Here is a 21,375-nt window from a genome sequence, read left to right on the forward strand (position 1 = left end):
CAGCTCCGATTCTCCACTCGTTCCAAATTTACGTGCAGCCACGTGTGTGATCTGTGGTTCCCGGATGGCCGCCAGAGCAGGATGGGTGCTGCGGGAGCTTGCTGCATGGGATGCCTACTGTGCTCGGCACTTCACAGCTGCCTCGGTTCCTTAGAATCCGATCGAAGCTGTGGGGGGCCAGGCCTCTGTCCCTGACCCCCCACTCGCGTCTCCGAAGGGGATTCGGACAGGCATGACGCGATGCTTGATCTAACGACGTGCCCGGCTGGAGGGTTACGGTGTGGCAGCCGTGGTGGGTGACATCCCCGATGAAGGCTATCCATGGGGGATGTGGCCGAACCTCAGCTTCATGGCCGCGACCGTGCCGGGTGTCAAGCGTCCGGATGGCTGGGCTTTGACCCACGTGCGTAAATGGTCAACCGGGGACGAAATCGTTTCAGGAGTAGACCCATGAAGATCGTGAATCGTGCGTCTGCGCGTGACCGCGGCGGTTACGGCATCGTGGTCTCGTTCGAGGCCGCGGGTGAAGGCGTGTAGGTGTGGCAGGTCGGCTTCGCGGGCCTGGGTGATCCAGTGGTCGAGCGTGTCGACGTTCTCGGGCCGGGGCTTCAGGAGCTGGGCGAAGGTCCGGACGGCGCTGGCCAGGTCGGTCATCTCGGGGCAGGCGGTGGTCAGCTGGTCCAGGAGATCGCGGTGTCCGGTCTTGAGGTTCTCGGGCCTGGTCAGGAGCATCCGGGCGAGCCTGCGCGGGGAGATGTGGCTGCGGTCGGCGTCCGCGCGGCCTTGGTTGATGTACTTGTGCAGGAGGTTGAGGCAGCCGGTGAACCCGAGAGCCTTGATCTCTTCGAAGAGGTGCTGGACGGGAACAGCAGGGTCCTCGAACCGACGTCTGCGCAGGTGGTCGCGGTAGGGATCGACGAGGCTGGCTCGGTACTTGGGGACGCGGAGCATGCGCTCGGGTCGGTCGGCGCGGGCATAGCGTTTGACGGTGTTCAGGGACAGCTGGAGTCGGCGGGCGCATTCGAGCAGGCTCACATGCTGCCGGAGAAGGCCATGGACCTGATGCCAACGCTCGAGCGTCGTCTCGGCTCGTGGTCCTTCATGGATTGGGGTGTCCAGCACGGCGGCCCAGCAGGTGCTGTGTGCCTTGACCTCGCTCAGGGCGGTTTCGCAGAGGTTGTGCCACAAGTGTCATCGGTCGCTGACCTGCACCGCGTCGGGCAGGGCACGGCGGATGGCCTCGGCGTAGGTCGTGGAGCCGTCCCGGCACACGACCTCGACGCCCGGATGCTCGCGCAGCCATGCTTCCAGCGTGTCGGCCGTACGGTCGGGCAGCACGTCGATCCGCTCATGAGTTTCCGCGTCGATCACCACGGTCGCATATCGGTGCCGCCGGCGCAGGGCGAAATCGTCGACACCGATCACGCGGGGCACTCGCCCGGTGGGCAGCGCAATGCGAAGCAGGGAGCGCAGGGCTGTGTGACGCGACAGGCCCATCGTGAGTATCACCAGCAGACGCGATCCCGCACGCCGCTAACTCTTTGACGACGGCCTTGATCTGCCTGGTCAGACGGGTTGTGCGCCGCTGGTATCGCTCCAGTACCCCCGGCAACTGCTCGCGAAAGGTGTGGCGGCAGCCGCGGGTCGGACACACCAGACGTCGAACCCGGACACGGACCACGACCCGCCGGCCGTCGATCGGCAGGTCAGCAACCGTCCGCCAGTGATAGCCGTGCACCCGCCCCGACAAGGCCCCGCACACCGGGCAGACCGCGGTCGAACCCGGAGTCCGTGCCCTCACGACACGCGCTCGCCCTCGTCGACCACATCCTCGATGACCAGCGGGGATATCCCCGAAAACACCGTCGCCACCAGCTTGTTGAGACTCTTCACGCTCAGATCAACGACCCGTGCCACTCTGTGTCACCACCGAATGTGAGACAGGGCCGTTCATTGAACACTCCCCCAAGACCCGCACCGGGCACAGCCGTGAGTGACTGTTGGGTGGGTGTCGCGTTGTTCTGTTCGTGGAAACAGAGCGTGCGGTGCGGGTGTGGTCGGACTGGTTCGAGGAGTTCTTCGGTTCGCTGGCCGGGGTGTTCGGCAGGGTGGACCGGAGCCGGTTGGCGATGGTGTATCTGAGGGCGTTGATCGCGCCGGTGGAGCGGAAGAACGGATGGCAGATCGCGGAGTATGCCGGGCATGCGTCGCCGGACCGGGTGCAGTGGCTGCAGGCGGGCCGGGGTGCCCTTTGGCTGGGTCGCAGCCGACAGCCTCTACGGCCACGACCGCAAGCTCCGCGCCGCGCTGGAGCGCCGCCGTATCCCTTACGTCATGGCGGTGCCAGTGAACGAGAGCGTGGTCACGCCCGGCACCGGACCACTCCGCGTGGAGGCACCGCCACATCACCCTCGCCATGGCCGCCCTCGCCTTCCTGACCGTCACCGCCACCCGCACCGACACCACCGAGGAGCCACCGCTACCGGCCCCGGCCGGACAGGACAAGGAGCCCCAGACGCCCGAAAAGGGGGCGGTGACCCGCTCACCGGCGAGCTGATCCGCTACAGCGCCGAAGAAATCCGCCGCCTCCTCAACCGCCTCGCCTGGCCCCCGCCACCAGTCTCCGCCGCCCTCGTCACCGCCCAGTCACTCTGGCGCCGAACACATCAAACCCGCGCCCGCCGAAGCCACCACGCCACCCACGACCGAAGAGACCGCCAACACGACGCACGGCTGTAGTACAGGGAACACCCAAATCGAACATAATTATTTATAATACCGATTCGAGAATGCGACCTTTCTAGCGCTCTGGAATTACACATGACGCCACCATGTCGATTCCCAGGAAGGCGATGAGGGTGATCGCCATTATGTTCGCTTTGACTATATCCGGCTCCACTGCTCTGAGAAAATGTGATCAAGGGCTGGCGAGTTCCCACGATAGTGCGATTAACTCACTTTGCCGGGCGAAGGTAAATCGCCTCGAAAAGGTAGCGCACTTGCATCTGGGCAGGTTCTAGACTAGAAGTTTCTGGATGACGGGCATATTGGTGCGCTCAATGTGCTGAGCAAAATCACAGAGCGACGCGCCGCTGCCGCGAGTGAAGCCGTCGCGCGCACGATCGAAATTACCATCCCATGGAACAAGCCGACGCGGCAGAGATCGCCACGTACGGACAGGTCTTTGAGGAGCTGGGGGAGTTCGCGTCAACCCGCCGCCAGATAATTGCTTCTCGCCAGCATGAAATCCATTGTGCGCCAGATGTAGGCTCGAGCGTCTCCCGGATCGGTTCAAATACCTCGTATGTCGGGCGGATCTAAATTTGTGCACTCTGCGGCATCGGCACGGGTAAATGCGTGTCACGGTTGGAGGTTGTGAATGGATAGTGTGGCACTGATCGTTGCGGCGGGAGCGCTCGCCGTTTTAATCGTCGCGTTTATTTGCGATCGCCTGATCGCATGGATTCAAAAGGAATAATGGACCCTTCCAGGCTGACTTGTGGGGCTCGGAAAGGGCATTGTCACGTTGTCGGGGCGGGGGTGGGATGATCTTCGGGTTGTCCGTCTGGGAGGGAAGCCCGTCGTGGGCCTTGTCAGGTTGATCGGGGCTGGTGAGAGGCGGGATCGTGGACTTGGTGCAGGCGCCTTCCTATCGGGGTTACCGCTTTCCTCCGGAGGTCATCGGTCACTGTGTGGCTGTACCACCGCTTCTCCCTGTCGTTGCGGGACGTCCAGGAGCTGATGCTGGAGCGCGGGATCGACGTCACCTACGAGACCATCCACCAGTGGTCGAGGACGTTCGGCCCCACGTACGCGGCCGCGCTGCGGCACCGCCGCCCCAAACCAGGTGATAAGTGGCACCTGGACGAGGTCTTCGTCAAGATCCGCGGCGTCCGGAAGTACCTGTGGCGGGCCGTCGACGGGGACGGCAACGTCCTGGACATCCTGGTCCAGCCCCGGCGGGACACCGCCGCGGCCAGGCGTTTCTTCAAGAAACTCCGCAAGAAGACCGCGTCCGTGCCCCGGGTGGTGATCACCGACAAGCTGCGCTCCTACGGGGCCGCACTGCGGACCCTGAGCATGCCCTCCATCGACCACCGCTCTCATAAAGGGCTCAACAACCGGGCGGAGAACTCACATCAGCCGACCCGGGAGCGAGAACGGGCGATGAAGGGCTTCCGCTCGGCCGGCACGGCCCAACGGTTCCTGGGAGCCTTCAGCCTCATCTCCCCGCACTTCAGGCCACGCCGCCACCTACTCACCGCCAGCGACTACCGAAGCAAGATGATGACCGAGCGCTTCGCCGTATGGAACGAGGCCACCGGTGTGCCCGCGCCGGCCTGAACCACCGCGAACACCACACCCCGCCACACCCCAATCCGGAACCCACTTTCCAACGACTCCCCAACCTGACAACGCCCCGTCGTGTCGTCTGTGGTGCCGTCGTACGCGAATCACCGCTACCCGGTGGAGATCATTTCGCACTGTGTGTGGCTGTACTTCCGCTTACCCCTCAGCTTCCGTGAAGTGGAGGAGCTGATGCTGGAGCGCGGCGTCGTTGTCTCCTACGAGACTGTCCGCTGCTGGTGTCTGAAGTTCGGTCAGGCTTATGCCAGCGCTTTGCGCCGGCGGCGCCCGCAGCCCGGCGGCAAATGGCATCTCGACGAGGTCTTCATCAAGATCAACGGGGTGCAGAAGTACTTGTGGCGGGCCGTCGACACCGACGGCAACGTCCTGGACATCCTCGTCACCAACCGGCGTGACAAGGCTGCGGCCAGGCATTTCTTCCGCCGGCTCCTCACCACCACCGGCCAGGTGCCGACGGTGATCGTCACGGACAAGCTCCGTTCCTATGGGGCTGCGCACCGTGAGGTGATGCCCTCGGTCGAGCACCGTTCCCACAAGGGACTGAACAACCGGGCGGAGAACTCGCACCAGCCCACCCGGCAACGCGAACGCGCGATGAAAGGCTTCCGCAGCCCAGGCTCGCGCAGCGGTTCCTGTCCGCGTTCACCGGGATCTCACCCCACTTCCGGCCCCACCGGCACCTCATGACCGCCCGCCGCCACCGCTTCGAAATGACCCTCCGCTTCACCATCTGGAACCAGATCACCGGAGCCACCGTCATGCCCGCCACAGCCTGAACCAGGCCGACCCCGGGCCCTCACACGCCCTCAGCCGTCCACACCCCCGACAACGTGACAGCGCCCTCATAACGTCACACACGTCTCATTTGACTTGACACGCTCCGCAGGCCCGTGACCGTTGCCGAGGTCAGGGCCAGGAGGGCGAGGGTGGCGGTGGCCAGGCCCGGGGTGAAGCCTTCGGGGGTGAAGGTGCAGGACAGGCGGGTGGTGCCGGCGGGGATGTCCATGGAGACGAGGCCGTGGAAGCTCTTCACCGGGGCCGTGCACCGCCAGCCGGGCACGTTGGTCATCGCGAAGACGGCGGTGCCGGCGGTGCCCTTCGGGAGGGTGGCCGCGATGGTGTGGCCGCCCGCGGTGACCTCGGTGGCCCCGGTGGCGGTGAGCCGGGCGACCACCCGGTCGAGCTCGGCGCGGTCGAGGCAGCCGATGGGGTGCCGGCCGGCGTCGGCGCGCAGGTTACGGGTCTTCACGGTGACCTCGCCCCGGCCGTTCGCGGGGATCCGGCCGAGCGGCAGGACCCCGGCCGTGTGGCCTCCCAGGCGCCACCGGACGCGGCCGGATGCGACGGTGCCGTAGAGCGCGGGGGAGTACCAGAAGGCCTCGGAGCCGGGGGCGCACCGGGCGGCGTACGTCCGCTCGGTGGCGGTGCCGCCGCGGGTGACGGGCGGGACCCGGTAGACGGTGGCTCCGAGCAGGTTCTCCTGGCGGGCGTAGACGCTGCCCGCCGGGTTGGGGGAGGAGTAGGCGGCGCTGCGGACGGTGACCAGGGGCGGGGCGGGGAACCTGGAGCCGGTCCAGGTGTCCGGAGCGGCGGCGGGGCGGACCCGGGCGCCGATCGAGAAGATGGCGTCGAGGACGGGGTTGTCGGCGCCGAAGAAGGTCCGGCCGTCGTTCTTGTAGCCGAAGCCGAGGGGTTCGAGGGCCTTGTACGTGGCTTCGGGCAGGTAGCTGCTGTAGTACTGCGGGCCCTCCCCGCGCAGCGCGAGGGCGTCGTTGTACGAGCTCTGCGGGGAGCCCGAGTCGGTCCGGTAGGCGGGCCACCCGTGCACGCCCCGGGCGGCTTCGAGACGCCGGGCGATCGAGGGGCCCGAGGTGACCGCGGGCGCCGCCCAGCGCTCGCGGCCCCGGCGCACGTCGGCGTTGGCCGCGGCGGCCGCCGACTCGGCGAAGACCACCCCGATCATCAGGGCGGCGGCCACGGGGATCAGCACCGGGCGCTCGTCGCCCAGCGCCAGCAGGAGCAGGGCCAGCAGGGAGAGCGCCCCGCCGCCCAGGACCGCCGGCCAGGTGGTGCCGCCGAAGTCGGCGGTGCGGCTGAGGACGAGGGTGGCGGCGACCAGGACGCCGAAGCTCAGTACCAGCTGCCGGGGGAGCGGGCGGGCGGCCAGCGACAGCCAGCCGAGGATCACGAGCATCCCGCTGAAGACGAAGGCCTCGCGGTAGGGGTTGCCGTTGGGCACCGCCAGCCCGTGCCAGGCGTACTGGGTCGGCGGGAACTGGAAGGAGGCCGCCACCAGCACCGTGGCCACCGCCCACACCAGGCGGGTCCTCTTCGCGACGGCCCTGTTGAGGAGGAAGGACCCGGCGAGGATCAGGCCGAGCGAGGCCACGTACAGCCTGGGCCGGCCGCCCCACAGGTGGGTGGCGGGGAGCATGCCCGTCAGGAACACGTCGATCCGCACTGGATGGAACGCGCCCGCCCCGGTCGGCTGCGCGGCCCCGCTGGAGAGGAACGCGGGCAGCAGCAGCGGCAGGGTGAGCAGGATCCCCGTCGCGGTGGCGGTCGCGGCCCGACCCACGGCGCGCAGCCGCTGCGCGCCGGTCAGGTCGAGGACGATCAGGCGGATGGCGAGCAGCACACAGGCGGCCATCGTGGCCATCATCGCGGTGTAGAAGTTCCCGAACCAGGCGAGCGCCACCAGCAGGGCCGCGCCGGGCCAGCGGCGCCGCTCCAGGCACCACTCGACGGCGATGCCGAGGAGGGGGAGGGCGACCAGGCCCCACAGCCACATGGGGATGTACGAAGCGTCGCTGAGCGCCCAGCCGCACAGCCCGTACACGGCTCCGAGGACGCCCCGCTGCCACCAGGGGCCGGAGTGCAGCTTGCCGAGGTAGCCGGCCATCATCGCGGCGGCGGCGCCCATGGTGAGGGGGGTGACCGCGAAGACGGCGAGGTCGACGTGGGCGCGGGGGACCAGGACGGTCAGCCAGGAGAAGGGGTTGCAGAGGTAGGTGTAGTAGTCGGAGAGGAACGGTTCGCCGAAGCCGCCGCGCCAGGTGAAGAGGAGGTCGCCGGCCGCCTGGCCGTGCACCAGGTCCCACAGGGCCCGGTGGAAGGGCACGTACTGGTTGGCCTGGTCGTTGATGGCGCGGCCGGTGGCGCCGAAGGGGTACGTGCCCCGGGCCACCCAGGAGGCGCATAAGGCGCCGGAGGTGATGAGGAAGGCCAGCAGGGGGGCGCCGGCCCGCCGCAGGGCCCGGCGGCCGCGGACGGCCCGGGCGCGGACCGGGGCTCCGGGCGGGGCTCCTGGTGGGCCGCCGGGCGGGCCGCCCGGGCGCTCTGGTGGACCGTCGGCGTCGGTCGTCGTCGGCTGAGTGTTGGCCGTCCCCAATGTCCCGCTCCCTGCTGCGATGGGGTCCCGTCGTGTGCTTTGGGACGAATCGGAGCGCAGCCTAGTTCGCCGGGAGGGCCGGACCCGTCCGGCCCGGCGCGCTGGGGAGCACCCGCGCCGGGGGTGCGCGCCCCTCGCGCCGGGGGGTGCGGGGAGAGTGTTCGAAGCCCCCGACGGCTGTCGTCGGCGTCGGCCTGGATGGAGTCACCGCGTGGCGGAACTGTGATGAGTCACGCCGCAAGGCGGACAAGCTGCTGATCAAGCCAACGGGTGGGCCAGGTCGGCGCCGATGTCCGGCAGACATCTCGGGGGAACGGCAGCCCCTGACGGGGCGCCAGTTATGTTTCGAGTCATGCCGGATCATCGACGTCGAGCCTGGCAGCAACCCATCCCGGGCCGCAGAAGAACTCTCACAGTTATGTTTTTCGCGGTCCTGCAACGGGACCGCTGGCCTCCGGGTCCGGTATGACTGTGTCCGGTGTTGTCACGTTATCGGGGGTGTGATCGGCTGAGGGCGCGGCGAGGTGCTGGCCATCTGTGGGCTTGATCCGCTTTGACGGACATCGGAGATCAGGGGCTTGGGCCCCGGAAGGATGATGTTCATCATGGAGAGCATGGGGAAGAAGAGGGCGCGACCTCGGCGCTCGTTCACGGCGGAGTTCAAGGCCGAGATCGTTGAGCTGTGCCGGCGTGGTGACCGGTCGGTCGGTCAGGTCGCCCAGGACTTCGACCTGACCGAGACCGCGGTCCGTTCCTGGGTCCGCCAGGCCCAGGTCGATGCCGGTGAGAAGGACGGCCTGACCAGCGGCGAACGTGAGGAGCTGGCCGCGCTGCGGCGGGAGAATCGCAGGCTGCGGGAGCACGTGGAGGTCCTCAAGCGTGCGACGGCCTTCTTCGCGACGGAGACCCGGTGACGGTGCACCCGTTCATCGAGGCGGAGAAAATCGCAGGTCACAACGTCAAGCGGGCGTGTGAACTGCTCCAGGTCTCCCGGACCGCCTACTACGCTCGCCGCACCGGCGTCCCCGGGCCCCCGCGAGGTGCGGGACGCCGAGCTGACCGAGAAGATCACCATCGTGCACCAGCGCTCTCTCGGCACCTACGGTGCCCCGCGCGTCCATGCCGTCCTGAAGCGCGAGGGCACCGATTGCGGACGCCGCCGGGTCGCCCGTCTGATGCGCCAGGCCGGACTCGAAGGCCGAACCCGAAGGCGACCACACCGCACCACGATCCCGGATCCACGCGCAAGCACTCGCCCTGACCTGGTCCTTCGCAATTTCCAGCCCGACCCCGCCGCCATCGACACCCGCTGGTGCGGTGACATCACCTACATCGCCACCGAAGAGGGCTGGCTCTACCTGGCGACCGTCATCGACATCGCCTCCCGCCGCGTGGTCGGCTGGGCCACGGCCGACCATCTGCGAACCGAACTCGTCGCCGATGCCCTCACGGCCGCCTGCCGAACCCGCCGCCCTGCCGGCCCGGTGATCTTCCATTCCGACCGCGGATGCCCAGTACACCAGCCGCTAACTCGCCCTACTGGCAACACAGTTCAAAATCAAGCTGTCGGTAGGTCGCACCGGCCAGTGCTGGGACAACGCTCTCGCGGAGTCGTTCTTCTCCACGCTGAAGAACGAGCTGGGCGACGCCCATCCCTGGCCTACCCGGGCCGCCGCCCACACCGCGATATTCGAGTGGATCGAGAGCTGGTACAACTTGCACCGGCTCCACAGCAGCCTCGGCTACCGCAGTCCCGCCGAATACGAAACCGGCTTGGCGGCCTGACCAACACACCAAAGGTGTCCGTTAAAGCGGAGCAAGCTCAACCCCGTGGAAGGCGGAATGACGAACGTGCTGAACTCGGAGCGACCCGGGCGAGCGGACGAACGGCTGCACCGCGCTGCGATGCAGCCGTTCGTCCCTGACTCCGAGTGCGGGTGCCGACTACTCGGGCCGGCATGACACCCTGTGCCGCACGGGTGACGGGCATGATCGGTCGATCACGCCATGTTTCCCAGCCAGTGATCTTCGTCGTCCTTCTCTGCCAGGAGCCGCGCCCGGTACATGCGTTCAGTAACTCCCAACGCCCGCGCGATGGCGTGCACGGGGAGCCCTGATTCCTTGGCGATCGTGACCTCAACAACGCTGATGAGCTTTCTGGCCGCCCATAACTCAGCTGAGCGTTCCTGAGAGAGTGTTGACAGGACTGGTGCAGTGCCGTAGTTGCAGCGATGATGCCCCAATTTGATATGCGCAAGCTCGTGTCCGAGGCTGCATCTCGCCTGGGTCGGACTCAAGCCGGTCGCGCAATACACCTTGCGGTGTTCAGCGTCCCAGGCTGCAAGTACGTCACGCAAGGGGAGGTATTCGATGGGGATGTCGAGCTTCTCGATCTCAGCCTCCGGGTCGTAGTCGCTCACGCGATGTACGGCCTCCCTCACGTCGTAAACGTTGGTTGACCGTCATACCTTGCGAGTGCCGGGAGCGAAAAGAGTTTTGACTCGCCTACACAACCGTGCTTGATCGCTCAAATTGCCTAACCGCGTACCCCGAGAAGGGACAGTTCAGATGGCCTTATGCCCAGGAGCGATGTGGCGCTGTTCCCCATGTTCCGCTTGTTCCACCCGGTTCGGGATCGGCACCGGGTGGAACAGACGAAGGCTTGCAGGGTTCGTCGAGGGTTAGATGCGTGTCGTGAGATTGCCTGATCGCTCCAGCGCCTCGCGCATGCTGCTTCCCAGACGTAGAGTGCCCAGCTGTCCGTCCGAAGTGGTGTACACCGCCTTGCGTACTCCTGCAGAGATGAGCGCGCGGACACAACGGGGACACGGCGCCGCAAGCATGGGGGTTCCCGCCGAGTTCACCCTGGCGATGTAGATCACGGCCCCCTTGGTGCGCCGTGAGCGCCGCAGGACATTTTCTTCCGCATGATACGTCGAGTGACGGAAGTCGATGGTCGGACTGTTTCGGAAGATATTGGGGCCGAATGTCAGTACGCGATTTCCGGTTGCGAGGACGGCGCCCATGCGGTAGCGGCACTTCGATCTCATAGCTTGGCGAATTGCGTGATCAAGGAGGGGCAAGGCGGTCTCTCTCCTCGTGTCTAGCCGTGCTGGCGGTGACGGGGCTCGATCCTGCGAGGGGGCCTGGTCAAGGAGATCTGGTGAATGAATTGCTGCAGGCAGGTCAATGCCGCCACGGAGGGCAGTACAGCGATCACTACGCTGATTGCCGAGTCGCTGGCCTGCAGGACGCACAGACCGGAGGTCATGGCTGAGAACACCAGGGCAACGGACCATGATTGCATTGCACGGCGCTGATGCATCGTGGCATGCAGGATGGACAGCGATGCGGCCAGCCAGGGGAAGTAGATCATCAGCGGCCACCAGCTGAACAGGCTGAGGTCGGATCGATGCGCGTTCGTGAACCCGGACAGGAACCTGTAGGAGATGAAACAGCCGAGGGTACTGACCAGCGCGAGAATAATCGCGGTCATGATCACCGTGCTGTGGCTCAACTTCCGGATCAACGGATGCTTTGATGCTGAGGTCGAAGCGCGTCGGTGCCTGGGCATGCCGGCAACCGGAGAACGTTCCGTGCGTGGTGAGGGAAAGGGGATGTCCTGGGGACTGGGCTCTTCGTGCCGGCCGTGAGAGTCGTGGTCTTCCATCGAGCGGTGCTCGTGCAGTAGTTGCGAAAGCTCAACTCCGGGATCCCAGGCGAATCCGGGGGTATCCTGAACTTCGTAATTGCCGTCGACTCGGTAGCCTGACTGGGCACCTAATAGTGACTGCTCTGATGCATGCAGGCGTAGGTTACCCGTCTCGGAGTGGTGAGAGTCCGGCGAGTTCCAAAAATCCCTGTGCAGCATCAGGCGCCTCCTGGGCAGAGCTTGGAGCGAGGGAGTTCGATTCCTACGTCTCTCGGTCGGAAGAGGGGAGTCGAACGAGAGAGAGGTGTGCCGATTCGGCTGGCAAATTTTCCCACTCCCTTGCATACAACGACCGACACAGAGCGTGAGAGTCCGCCCATCTGGGTGACATATAAGGCATATGTATAACTAAGTGAGCTCCTCGTCATTGCGCAGCTGCCGGAAGAGTTCGTCTGCCTGCGGCTGCACCAACTCATCCAGGTCGGGGTCCACTTCGGCCGGACGGCGGGGCGGAATGACAAAGCTGGTCGTTCCACTGGAGAGTCCCTTGGTGTCCCGGAGCAGCCCGTACAGTTTGCTCAGGGAGTCGAGGCCGGGATCACAGACCAGTGCGGACGTCGCACCGTCCAGAAGCGGATAGATCCAGTCCAGGCGCCCTCCTGAGGCACCCTCCGTGACCTTGTCCATGAGTGCTCTCGTGAACCGCTGCTGGCGCCCCATGCGCTGGGCGTCGCTGCCGTCACCCGCACCCAGCCGAGTGCGTACATAGACGAGCGCACGAGAGCCGTCGAGTCTCTGCCGGCCCGGCTCCAGAGTGATGTCGGTTTCCGAATCATGGATCGACTGATCGATCCGCAGCGAGACTCCACCGACCGCGTCGACCACCTTCTTGAGCCCGGAGAACTCCGCGATCACATAGTGGTCCACTCGCACACCGGTGAGCTGTTCGAATGTGCGGATGGTGCAGGCTGTGCCGCCGAGCCGGAAGGACGAGTTGAACTGTGCGCGCTGGGCTTCGCTCAGTGTCCCGGAGCCGGAGCGGCAGATCGGGATGTCGACCAGTAGGTCTCGAGGCACGCTCAGAAATACCGCACGGCTTCGATCGGCGGAGAGATGCAGCAGCATCGTGGTGTCAGCCCGTTCACCGCCCACGCCGGCCTCCTGGTCCGAGCCGAGGAGAAGGACGTTTTGCCCACGAGAGCCGGTGGGGCTGGGGCGCTCCGAGCGGAACTCCTCCAGGATACGAGGGGTCTGATGGTCGGTACGGATGTTGCTGTCGAGCCCGACGACCAACAGCCAACCGCCGCCCGCGGCCGCGAGGATCAGCCCAGCAGTGGCTGCGGCGAAGAGCCGCAGCATCCGGTACGGCCCGGCGTCGGTGCGGGTCTTCGCGTCGGCTTCCTCGTTGGGCTGTGGGCCAGGGTCCTCAGGGCATAGCTGGTCCGACATTGACTGGTCCTTACCTGATGGTGGGTTGGTTCCGGCCCGGCACGGGTGGGCGCCCGCGGCCAGGAGGGCATTTCACGATGCTCCCCGCCCTGCTCCCGGTGGCCTCATCGTGACTCCCCGTGGCTGCGACCATGGCCCGACGTGCAGGATGAGGCCTTCTGATGCCTGATCGCATCGTGGTACAGCTTGACCATTCGGCCGCTCCACACCCCCTCGCTGTAGCGCTGGAGGTAAGCGGTCCTGCAGTTCTGACGTAGGCCGGGAAAGACGGTCGCGCAGTCACGAAGTACGTCTTCCAGGGACTCGTCCCACCCGGTGATCCGCCCCGTGCCCTGTGCGTCGACTGCCTCGGACACCGCCGAGCCCTTGAAGGCCAGCACGGGGAGACCCGCCGCAAGGGCCTCCAGGTACACCAGTGGGGTTGCCCCCTCGATGCAGCGACTGGGGAACACCAGCCCTGCGTAGCCCGGGAGGAGAGCTCGGACTTCATCACCGCGGAGCGTACCCAGGAACCGCACTCCGGCCGGGGCGGCCATCCGGCTTTCGGCGAGCAACGGCCCGTCGCCGACAACGTCCAGGGGCTCGCCTTCGGGCCAACGGCGGAGCATCTCCACGATTCCCTTTTCGGCGGACAGCCGGCCCACGAACACCCAGCCCCGGCCGGGCTCCTGGGACCATGGCGCGTCCGGCACGAAGTTGGGGACAAGGCCGATGCGATCGGGTGGGATGCCGGCGCGGACGTACGTGTCGCGGCTCAGTGTCGACAGCACCGCCAGTCGGTCTGCCCGGTTCAGCAGAGGGTCCGCGGCCGGGCCGTGCCGCCCTGCCCAGCTGAGCGGTGCGGTGGCGAGGCGACTGCCCCGGTAACAGCCGTGACGCAGCCCTGCCCAGCGGTCGCCGTCCGGGCAACGTGTGCACGACTCCCCGTCCCGGTACAGCGTCGCCGCAGCGCACAGAGGCCGGAAATTGTGCAGCGTGGCCACGACCGGTCCGGGCCATCGTGGTACCCAGGCCCGGCCGAAGTTGGGGAAGAGGTTGTGCACATGGATCAAGTCCGGAGCGATGTCGAACAGCCGGCGCGTCGGATTCGAGCCGCGACCGGTGGCGACGGAGACGGCGCGGCCTACCGCGTACCGCCGATTCTTCAATAGGTCGTCCGTGCGTGCGGCAACGATCTCGACCGTGTGGCCGGCTCTCTCCAGAGCCTCCGCCTGGATGTAAACCGCCTCGTTCTCGCCGCTCGGGACGCCGCTACCGTAGAAGCTGTGGACGAGTGCAATCCTCATCGTGATGTGCCTTTCGCCGTGCGGAGCAACCCTTCCACCCCGTCGGCGAACCGCCGGGCCATCTCTTCGATGGAGTACTTCTCAGCCTCGGCACGGCACGCCCCGCGCAGAGCGGCCAGCCGGTCCGGATCCGACAGCAGGCCGACGACGGCCGCGACGTACCCGTCAAGGCCACTGTCAGCAGTGACCACAGCGGTGCGGCCGTCCCGGAGGTAGTCGAATTCGGGTCCGTGCGCCGCGTCCCTCGTCGTTACTACAGGCACGCCCAACGCCATGGAGTCGACGGCGACCAGGCCCACCGCGCCGGGCACCATCAGGACATCGGCGGCGGCTCCGAGAAGCGCTTTGCCTTCCTCGTCCGCCACCCGGCCGACATACCGTACGGCGCCACTCGACTGAGCCGCCTTTTCGACGAGTTCTCGTTGAGCGCCGTCCCCGGCGATGACGAGCCGGAAGCCGGGAAGCACCTGTGCTGCGGCTTCGGCGGCGCTGAGCAGGAAGGGGGTGCGTTTCGCGGAGTCGAGAGCCCCGATGTACAGCGCGGTCCGCCCGGGCAGGAGCCGCAACTCCTTGCGCAACGAGTCCACCTGGCTGGTCCGCACATCCGCGCGGCAGGCCTCGAGTCGTCTTGTGTCGACGGTGTTCCGGACGGCGGTGACCCGCTGTGAGGGGAAGCCGCTGTCGATGACGTGCTGGGCTCCGAGCTCCGTATAGGCGAAGAACCATTGGGCTCGATTCGTCAGCAGACGCTTCGCTGCCCGCAGTGGTCCGGATTGCCTGCTGCTGTACGTGGCACCGTGGCCCCAGAGCCCGACCGGCGGACCGGAACGGCGCATCATCTGCGGGTAGTTGTCGAGGGTGTGGAGAGCCTGGGTGAGGATCAGGGCGTCGCTCCGCACGTCAAGGGCGCTGAGCCTGCGGTAGACCGCATGACGGCCGGCGAACCCGAAGGTTCGTTGCGGGAGCTGGACCGCACCCTGCAGCTTCTGCGCGTCGGCACGCAGGGCGTCCTTGCCCCAAGGGACGCCGTGCGCGACGGTCAGGTGGATCCCACGATCAGCCAGCTCACCTGTGAGCCGCTCGAAGAAGGGCACTCGGTAGGCCGCGATGTACGGCTGGACCACGACAACACGCTTCACTGCGCGACCCGCTCTGTCGTCGGTGTCGAAGCCCCTTCGGCGTCGGTCGTGCCGTCCTCTTGGAACAGCACCAGGTCGCACTGCAGCAAGCGGCCGTCCCGGGGGTCGGAAAAGCGCGGGGTCAAGGACATGAGCGTCATTCCGAGGACGTCGCGGGCCGTGGTGAGCACCTCGTCGAAGAGCGGTGCCCCTTCGTACAACGGCAGCAGCGAGGCCTGGACCTGCAGACCGTGGCAGTTGCCCGTGTACTGGCCGATGCCGCGCAGCACATGGGCCTCATATCCCCGGACGGTCAGATTGAGGAAGACCCGTTCATCGGGGCCCGCGAGGCAGCCCCACAGTTCGTCGAGCCGCCTCGTCTCGACGGTCACCTCGCCTGTACAGGCGGTGCCCGGAGCAGCTGCCCAGTGCTGCGGCAGCATCGGAAGGAGCGAGCTGTGGGCGCCCGAACCCCCCGCGATGTGGAGTGTGGCCGTCCCCCTGAGGTCCCCGAGGGCGTATGGCAGAACGATCCAGGATTTGTCGTAGGAGGCTCTGCGACGCAGCTCGTTGCGGGATGCGCGCAGTGGTTCGAAGGAAACGATGCGGCCCTGGTATCCGGCTTCTCGGAGCATCGCCCCGTAGTCGCCTCGGTGCGCTCCTACGTCGACCACCACATCGATCGCGTACCTCTGCAGGAGACGAGCCAGCTCGCCTCCTGCCGGCCGGTGACGAGCCAGGCCGGAGCCGAGGCGGCGGACCGCGTGGCGGGTACGGTGAAGGAGGGTGGTCACGGTCGGGATGCTCCCTTGCAGACTGCCCACACGAATCGGAGATGGCCCCAGAGGACCCGGCGCCACAAACGGCCCGGCTCGCTGCAGAGTCTGAACAGCCATTCCAGGCCGTGGAGCTGCATCCAGAGGGGTGCCTGGGGCTTGTTGCCGGACACGAAGTCGAAGGCGGCGCCCACCGCTACGTACACGGCGGGGCATACCGCTGCCAGGCGCGAGGCCTCGTAGTCCTGCTTCGGTGTGCCGAGTCCCACCCAGACGATCTGGGCTCCGCTGAGCGCGATGCGATCACTCTGCGCGATCTGCTCGTCGGCGCTGAGTGCGCGGAACGGTGGGGACTCCCTGCCCACGATGACCGCACGGGGGAACCGGGTGCGCAGTTCGGTGGTGAGACGGTCGACCACCTCGGGGGTCGAGCCCAGCAGATAGTGCCGCAACCCGATCGGCTCGCCGGCACGGAAGACGTTGAGGAAGAGGTCTGGCCCGTAGACCCGCATGCGGGGGAGATCCCGGCGGTTCGGGTGGACGAGTCGGCTGGCCCACACCACGCCCTGGCCGTCGGGAAGGTTGAGCGCGGATTCGCGCAGCAGCGCGTGGAAGGCGGGGGTGGAGTCCGCCAGGGCGAGGGTGTAGGCGTTGCACAAGTGGACATCGGCTGCGCGCCCTTCGACCGCCATGCGGACGATCGACTCCGCGGCGTGGTCAGGAGTGATCGCGGCCAAAGGCACTCCCGCACAGACGACGCGCGTGTGCGGAGCGGGGGTGGTCACGGACGCCCGCCCCTCACATCTGTCAGGGAAGCGGTCACACGGCGCATGGGTGCCAGAAGTGTTCCGGTCGGCCCGTATACGGAGACTCGGAGCAGGAGCACGATCACCACCGGCACGGTGAGGGCCAGTGGTACCACCGTGATGGGAGCCAGCCGACCGGCGTGTACGAGCAGGGCCAGGACGGTGCCGACCCCGGCCGCCAGCCCCATCACTGCCGCCGCCGCAGGAGGATTCAGGCCGATGCGGCGGAGTCTGTGGGCGATGTGGTCGGCACCGCCTTGGAGAAGAGGACGACGGGCACGGTACCGGGAGACCAGAACCAGGAGCGTGTCGGTGATCACGACGAAGGTCAGCGCGAAGAGCTCTGCCGTGAGCCGCGGGCCGTTCGTCCGGGAGTGAAGCGTCACTGCCGACGAGGCGATCAGGAATCCCGTGAAGAGCGAACCGCAGTCACCCAGGAAGATCTTCGCCGGGTGCCAGTTGTGGGGGAGGAAGCCGAGCAGGGCTGCGGCCAGAACGTTGAGGAGCAGTGCGAAGCCCGGCCGTCCGTCGGCGGTCGCACAGCCCATGAGGCCCAAGGCGATGACTGCAGCAACTGTGCTCAGTGCGCCGTCGGAGTTGTCGAAGAGGTTGAAGGCATTGGTGGTGAAGACGATCCAGACCACTGCGAGCATGCCTGCCAGGAGTGACAGCCCGGCAGCCATGACGACCGCGGTGGCGGCAACGGTCTCCACGACCAGCCGCGTGCGAGCGCCCAACGGTCGCAGATCGTCGACCAGGCCGAGCAGTGAGACGAGGCCGGCGGCGCCGATCAGCGCTCCCATCCCATCGAAGCGTTCGGCGAATCCGAACAGAATGCCTGCGAAGGCCCCCCCGGCCGTGGCGACGGCGACGGCGATGCCTCCCAGGTTCGGGGTGGGCAGGACGTGTACCTTGCGGTCGCCCGGATGGTCGAACAGGGCGAGTCTCTTCGCAACGGCCCGCACCAGGCCGGTCAGCACTAGGGCGAGGCTCAGTACCGCCGCAGCCATGGCGAATTGGCGCTCCACGGTGCCCCTCAGCCGTGGTCAGGACTGGTGGGTTGTGCGGAGACGGGCCTCTTCCTGCCAGGCGTTGGAACCGACCGGTGGTTCTCGCTGCCGGGACGAGGCGTCCCCATCGCCGCCCGGGTGTGTGCGATCGTCTCGTCCAGGATGTTGTCGAGGGTGCGGATGGCCCGCCAACCAGTCAGCTCGTTGAGGCGAGTGGTGTCCGGCAGCCGCCGCTCCATGTCCTCGAAGTCGGCGAATCCGGCTCCGTACGCCTGCTCGTACGGGATGTAGGAGAGCGGGGACGCACTGCCGCTCCGCTCCACGATCCGGTGGGCCAGCGCCGTGATCGTGGTTTCCTCACTGGCGCCGACGTTGAACACCTTCCCTACGGCGCCGGGATCCTGAAGCAGCCCGAGTAACGCGTCGACCGCGTCCGCGACGTGGGTGAAGCAGCGCCGCTGGGTTCCGTCGCCGTACAGGGTGAGGGGCTCGCCCAGAACAGCCTGCCTGACCAGACGGGGCACGACCATTCCGTACGCAGGCGACTGGCGTGGTCCGACGGTGTTGAAGAAACGCACGACAGTGGAGGCAAGTCCGTGATTGCGGTGGTAGCCGAGTGCGAGGATCTCATCCACGGCCTTGGCGGTGGAGTACCACCAACGGGCCACAGTTGTCGAGCCGAGCACTCGATCAGCGCTTTCACCCAGGGGCCCCGAAGCGTTCTTGCCGTAGATCTCCGAGGTCGAGGCAACCACGATCCGCCGCCCATGACGATGGGCGGCCTCGATGACGTTCTCAGCTCCGCGCACGTTGGTTCGGAAGGACTCGAGCGGTCGTTCCACGATGAGTTGGACACCTACAGCCGCTGCGAGATGGATCACCGCGTCGCATTGCGAGGTGAGGTTGTCCACCAGCTCTCCGTCGAGGACGGAGCCTCGGATGAAGCGGAGCCGTCGGCTGGGAGGGCTGGGAAGGTTGTGCTGACTGCCAGTGGACAGGTCGTCGAGGACGACCACGGAGTGGTTCTGGCCGAGCAGCGCATCAGTGAGATGTGAGCCGATGAATCCGGCGCCGCCGGTGACGAGGTACGTAGCGGGAGCTGTCATGACGCCCATTCAGTTCGATCGGGATTTCGAGTGACACACGGGGTGCATCAGCCCGAGTTCTCATCAATTTAGTTCCCATAAGCGCCAATATGGTGGCATAACACGATCTCTAGCTTCTTGAATGAGGTTTTCCTATGGGCACAGCCCCTTCGGTCCGCCCGCCATCGCGCCTCACGGTCGTAGGACTCGGCTACGTGGGCCTGCCTTTGGCCGTGCGGGCAGCGGAGGTAGGGTTCGCGGTGACGGGCCTGGATACCGATGAGCAGAAGATCAAACAACTTGGCGCGGGACTCTCCCACGTCGAGGACATCTCCGACGCGCGCCTCCTCGCCGTCATGGTTTCGGACCGGCTGCGAGCCTCCTCCAGCTACCAGGAAGCTGCCGGATTCGACGTCTGTGTCATTACCGTTCCCACGCCGCTGCACAACGGTGCTCCGGATCTGGCGTACGTGGAGGACGCTGCCCGCTCCATCGCTCCCTGGATCACCCCCGGCGCCCTGGTCGTCCTGGAATCGACGACGTACCCCAGCACGACCGAGGACGTCCTGGTGCCGATTCTCAACGCGGGGAGCGGGCTGATTGCAGGGAAGGACTTCCACGTCGGTTACAGTCCGGAACGGATCGATCCGGGCAATGCGCGCTGGACTCTGGAGACCACTCCCAAGGTGGTCTCAGGCATCGACGACGCATCCTTGCAGGTGGTGGAGGCGTTCTACCGCCGGATCGTCACGGAAGTCGTCGCCGTCTCATCGACTCGCACGGCCGAGCTGACGAAACTCCTCGAGAACACCTTCCGACAGGTCAACATCGCGCTGGTCAACGAGTTGGCGATGTGCGCGCGGCCGTTGGGCGTCGACATCTGGGAGGCGATTGACGCAGCAGCGACCAAGCCGTTTGGATTCATGCCTTTTTGGCCGGGCCCCGGTGTCGGAGGCCACTGCCTTCCCATCGACCCGTCGTACCTTTCGTGGGAGGTGCAACGTCGGCTTCAGTACGACGTCAGGTTCGTGTCGCTCGCAAACGAGATCAACGAGCACATGCCCGAGTACGTGGTGCGAAGGGTCGAGCACGGGATGGGGCGGAGGCTGGCCGGGACGACCGTTCTGTTGCTCGGGCTTGCCTACAAGAAGAACACCGGCGATGTCCGCGAGTCGCCGGCCGTGGCGATCGCACGATTACTGGTTCGTCGCGGTGCCCGAGTGCACGCGATCGAGCCGTACTCGCCCCCGTCGCTGCTCCCCGACGAAGTCCTGTGCGTCGAGCTCACGGAGAGCGAGGTGCAATCGGCGGATGCGGTGATCGTGGCGACGGATCACGACGTCTTCGATTACGAGATGGTGGAGAAGCACGCCAGCTATCTGTTCGACGCCCGCAACCGATGCCGGGGCGCGTCCGCCGATCGGCTGTGAAGACAGGTTCAACCGATCCATCGAGCCGCTCGAACGGGTAGATGTTGCCGTCGTCGAACATCGCAGGAGACCCAAGGGCCACTGAAGGACAGTGATGGCAGGTGGGGGGTCGGCGTCGACTCGGCCACCTGCCGGATCCGCGAACAGGGCTGCCTCAGGCGTCGAATCGTCGGAGTGGCGCGGAGTGGCCGTGACTGACGGGGGTTCTGGTCACCGTCTTCTGTTCATCGGCCGACACCGCAAGTGGTATTTCGGTTGGCTGTGGGAGACCGTTTCAACGGCCGCTATTGAGCCACTCGAACAGGTGGTGGAAAAGAAAAGTCAAGCAGTAAATGACTGGCGGGAATTGGGCATACTGCACTGCCTGATGTGTTGACAGTTCACGGTCATGCCCATCAAGGTGGCGAACGCCGGCACCTCGATGGGCATCCGGCTCCGTCATGCACAGGGATGAGGAAGATATGGCAGCGTTTTTCCCGGGACGGTCTTTGGCGAGGCGAATGGCAATTGCCGCCGGAGCGGGCGGCATCCTTCTGGCCGTCATCGCGCCGACGTCGGCGCAGGCCGCAGAGCAGGGGGCCTGGACGTACCGCGGTGCGCAGGAGTGCACGTACAACAGTGCCACGACAGACCGATCCCAGAGTAACCCGGAAGCGGCGTTCGGGAAAACGCAGGTGCAAGCTTGGCAGAGCACCTCACAAGGGGCGTGCCGCGAACCGAAGCGAGAAGGACCGGGGCGCCTGACGGCGAAAGCCGATCTCTTCAAGTGGAACGCGCTGTGGCATCAATGGCAGTTATGCCGAACCTCGGGATGGGTCGTCAACACGACGGCTGCCACCCGGCTTGATGCGACTATCCCTGGCGGGACATCCACCATGCCCTGCGGCGATGGCTGGTACGGCACCATGGGAAGTGGCTGGGCGTACAGCGACAGCTCTCATTCCTGGAAGGGTGGAACTGTATATTCCGGAGCATATTACTTTGCGACGGGAGTGGCTGCACCA

General features: G+C 66.3%; 15 protein-coding genes and 6 pseudogenes. 9 read left to right on the forward strand and 12 right to left on the reverse strand.

Translation table 11 applies throughout. The annotated features are described in order from the left end of the window. Positions 1 to 315: 315 nt before the first annotated feature. A pseudogene (locus AC3IYJ_RS39940) lies at positions 316 to 1,899 on the reverse strand (ISL3 family transposase). 122 nt (positions 1,900 to 2,021) lie between these two features. Between AC3IYJ_RS39940 and AC3IYJ_RS39945 the strand changes: the two are divergent. From AC3IYJ_RS39945 to AC3IYJ_RS39965, 5 genes and pseudogenes are all read left to right on the forward strand, one after another. After that, positions 2,022 to 2,231, forward strand: a pseudogene (locus tag AC3IYJ_RS39945) (IS701 family transposase); the annotation flags it as partial. A 19-nt stretch (positions 2,232 to 2,250) separates the two neighbouring features. Then, a pseudogene (locus AC3IYJ_RS39950) lies at positions 2,251 to 2,400 on the forward strand (IS701 family transposase); the annotation flags it as partial. 16 nt (positions 2,401 to 2,416) lie between these two features. Next, positions 2,417 to 2,557: a hypothetical protein gene (locus tag AC3IYJ_RS39955; RefSeq protein WP_489403359.1), complete on the forward strand. Its 141-nt coding sequence runs from the start codon at positions 2,417 to 2,419 to the stop codon at positions 2,555 to 2,557. Between the two features lie 1,066 nt (positions 2,558 to 3,623). Continuing rightward, positions 3,624 to 4,344 (forward strand): annotated as a pseudogene (locus AC3IYJ_RS39960) (IS6 family transposase). 81 nt (positions 4,345 to 4,425) lie between these two features. Beyond that, positions 4,426 to 5,144: pseudogene (locus tag AC3IYJ_RS39965) on the forward strand (IS6 family transposase). Between the two features lie 74 nt (positions 5,145 to 5,218). Here the strand turns inward: AC3IYJ_RS39965 and AC3IYJ_RS39970 are convergent. Further along, the gene (locus tag AC3IYJ_RS39970) at positions 5,219 to 7,759 is read right to left on the reverse strand and encodes a YfhO family protein (RefSeq protein ID WP_489403122.1); all 2,541 of its coding nucleotides are present in this window, start codon (positions 7,757 to 7,759) and stop codon (positions 5,219 to 5,221) included. Between the two features lie 614 nt (positions 7,760 to 8,373). Here AC3IYJ_RS39970 and AC3IYJ_RS39975 point away from each other — a divergent pair. The 3 genes and pseudogenes from AC3IYJ_RS39975 (at position 8,374) to AC3IYJ_RS39985 (ending at position 9,544) form a co-directional block, all read left to right on the forward strand. Then, entirely contained in the window at positions 8,374 to 8,673 is a 300-nt protein-coding gene (locus AC3IYJ_RS39975; RefSeq protein WP_489403123.1) for a transposase, read from the forward strand. Positions 8,674 to 8,730: 57 nt separating this feature from the next. Next, positions 8,731 to 9,258, forward strand: a pseudogene (locus AC3IYJ_RS39980) (IS3 family transposase); the annotation flags it as partial. Positions 9,259 to 9,322: 64 nt separating this feature from the next. Further along, positions 9,323 to 9,544 carry an integrase core domain-containing protein gene (locus AC3IYJ_RS39985; protein WP_489403349.1) on the forward strand — a complete coding sequence of 74 codons (222 nt, stop codon included), beginning with the start codon at positions 9,323 to 9,325 and terminating at the stop codon, positions 9,542 to 9,544. Between the two features lie 215 nt (positions 9,545 to 9,759). On the opposite strand, the gene AC3IYJ_RS39990 is transcribed toward AC3IYJ_RS39985, so the two are convergent. The 10 genes from AC3IYJ_RS39990 to AC3IYJ_RS40035 all read right to left on the reverse strand — a co-directional run bounded on the left by AC3IYJ_RS39990 (position 9,760) and on the right by AC3IYJ_RS40035 (position 18,962). Continuing rightward, positions 9,760 to 10,179: an ImmA/IrrE family metallo-endopeptidase gene (locus AC3IYJ_RS39990; protein WP_489403124.1), complete on the reverse strand. Its 420-nt coding sequence runs from the start codon at positions 10,177 to 10,179 to the stop codon at positions 9,760 to 9,762. Between the two features lie 261 nt (positions 10,180 to 10,440). Continuing rightward, complete coding sequence (locus AC3IYJ_RS39995; protein WP_489403125.1) at positions 10,441 to 10,842, reverse strand: deaminase; 402 nt, start codon at positions 10,840 to 10,842, stop codon at positions 10,441 to 10,443. Between the two features lie 20 nt (positions 10,843 to 10,862). Continuing rightward, positions 10,863 to 11,630, reverse strand: coding sequence for a DUF2637 domain-containing protein (locus AC3IYJ_RS40000; RefSeq protein ID WP_489403126.1), 768 nt, complete (start codon positions 11,628 to 11,630; stop codon positions 10,863 to 10,865). A gap of 189 nt (positions 11,631 to 11,819) precedes the next feature. Next, the gene (locus AC3IYJ_RS40005; protein ID WP_489403127.1) at positions 11,820 to 12,860 is read right to left on the reverse strand and encodes an LCP family protein; all 1,041 of its coding nucleotides are present in this window, start codon (positions 12,858 to 12,860) and stop codon (positions 11,820 to 11,822) included. Between the two features lie 104 nt (positions 12,861 to 12,964). Further along, complete coding sequence (locus tag AC3IYJ_RS40010; protein ID WP_489403128.1) at positions 12,965 to 14,146, reverse strand: glycosyltransferase family 4 protein; 1,182 nt, start codon at positions 14,144 to 14,146, stop codon at positions 12,965 to 12,967. Continuing rightward, a complete protein-coding gene (locus AC3IYJ_RS40015; RefSeq protein ID WP_489403129.1) occupies positions 14,143 to 15,270 on the reverse strand; it encodes a glycosyltransferase family 4 protein in 1,128 nt (375 codons plus the stop codon). Before AC3IYJ_RS40015 ends, AC3IYJ_RS40010 begins: the two co-directional genes overlap by 4 nt. An 11-nt stretch (positions 15,271 to 15,281) precedes the next feature. Then, positions 15,282 to 16,058 (reverse strand): FkbM family methyltransferase, encoded by a 777-nt coding sequence (locus AC3IYJ_RS40020; protein ID WP_489403130.1) that lies wholly within the window; start codon positions 16,056 to 16,058, stop codon positions 15,282 to 15,284. After that, positions 16,055 to 16,825, reverse strand: coding sequence for a WecB/TagA/CpsF family glycosyltransferase (locus AC3IYJ_RS40025; protein ID WP_489403131.1), 771 nt, complete (start codon positions 16,823 to 16,825; stop codon positions 16,055 to 16,057). Before AC3IYJ_RS40025 ends, AC3IYJ_RS40020 begins: the two co-directional genes overlap by 4 nt. Continuing rightward, the gene (locus AC3IYJ_RS40030) at positions 16,822 to 17,856 is read right to left on the reverse strand and encodes an MraY family glycosyltransferase (protein ID WP_489403132.1); all 1,035 of its coding nucleotides are present in this window, start codon (positions 17,854 to 17,856) and stop codon (positions 16,822 to 16,824) included. The genes AC3IYJ_RS40025 and AC3IYJ_RS40030 overlap by 4 nt, the downstream gene beginning before the upstream one ends. Positions 17,857 to 17,882: 26 nt before the next feature. Continuing rightward, positions 17,883 to 18,962 (reverse strand): NAD-dependent epimerase/dehydratase family protein, encoded by a 1,080-nt coding sequence (locus tag AC3IYJ_RS40035; RefSeq protein WP_489403133.1) that lies wholly within the window; start codon positions 18,960 to 18,962, stop codon positions 17,883 to 17,885. 134 nt (positions 18,963 to 19,096) lie between these two features. Here AC3IYJ_RS40035 and AC3IYJ_RS40040 point away from each other — a divergent pair, with 134 nt between their 5' ends. Further along, positions 19,097 to 20,371 (forward strand): nucleotide sugar dehydrogenase, encoded by a 1,275-nt coding sequence (locus AC3IYJ_RS40040; protein ID WP_489403134.1) that lies wholly within the window; start codon positions 19,097 to 19,099, stop codon positions 20,369 to 20,371. The last annotated feature ends 1,004 nt before the right edge of the window (positions 20,372 to 21,375 follow it).

This window comes from Streptomyces sp. GL_140, from assembly GCF_057834465.1.

Coding starts and splice junctions, on each gene's coding strand:
- AC3IYJ_RS40010 (WP_489403128.1), bottom strand. CDS start 14,146: ATGAGGATTGCACTCGTCCACAGCTTCTACGGTAGCGGCGTCCCGAGC.
- AC3IYJ_RS40000 (WP_489403126.1), bottom strand. CDS start 11,630: ATGCTGCACAGGGATTTTTGGAACTCGCCGGACTCTCACCACTCCGAG.
- AC3IYJ_RS40040 (WP_489403134.1), top strand. CDS start 19,097: ATGGGCACAGCCCCTTCGGTCCGCCCGCCATCGCGCCTCACGGTCGTA.
- AC3IYJ_RS40030 (WP_489403132.1), bottom strand. CDS start 17,856: ATGGCTGCGGCGGTACTGAGCCTCGCCCTAGTGCTGACCGGCCTGGTG.
- AC3IYJ_RS40005 (WP_489403127.1), bottom strand. CDS start 12,860: ATGTCGGACCAGCTATGCCCTGAGGACCCTGGCCCACAGCCCAACGAG.
- AC3IYJ_RS40035 (WP_489403133.1), bottom strand. CDS start 18,962: ATGACAGCTCCCGCTACGTACCTCGTCACCGGCGGCGCCGGATTCATC.
- AC3IYJ_RS39975 (WP_489403123.1), top strand. CDS start 8,374: ATGGGGAAGAAGAGGGCGCGACCTCGGCGCTCGTTCACGGCGGAGTTC.
- AC3IYJ_RS39955 (WP_489403359.1), top strand. CDS start 2,417: ATGGCCGCCCTCGCCTTCCTGACCGTCACCGCCACCCGCACCGACACC.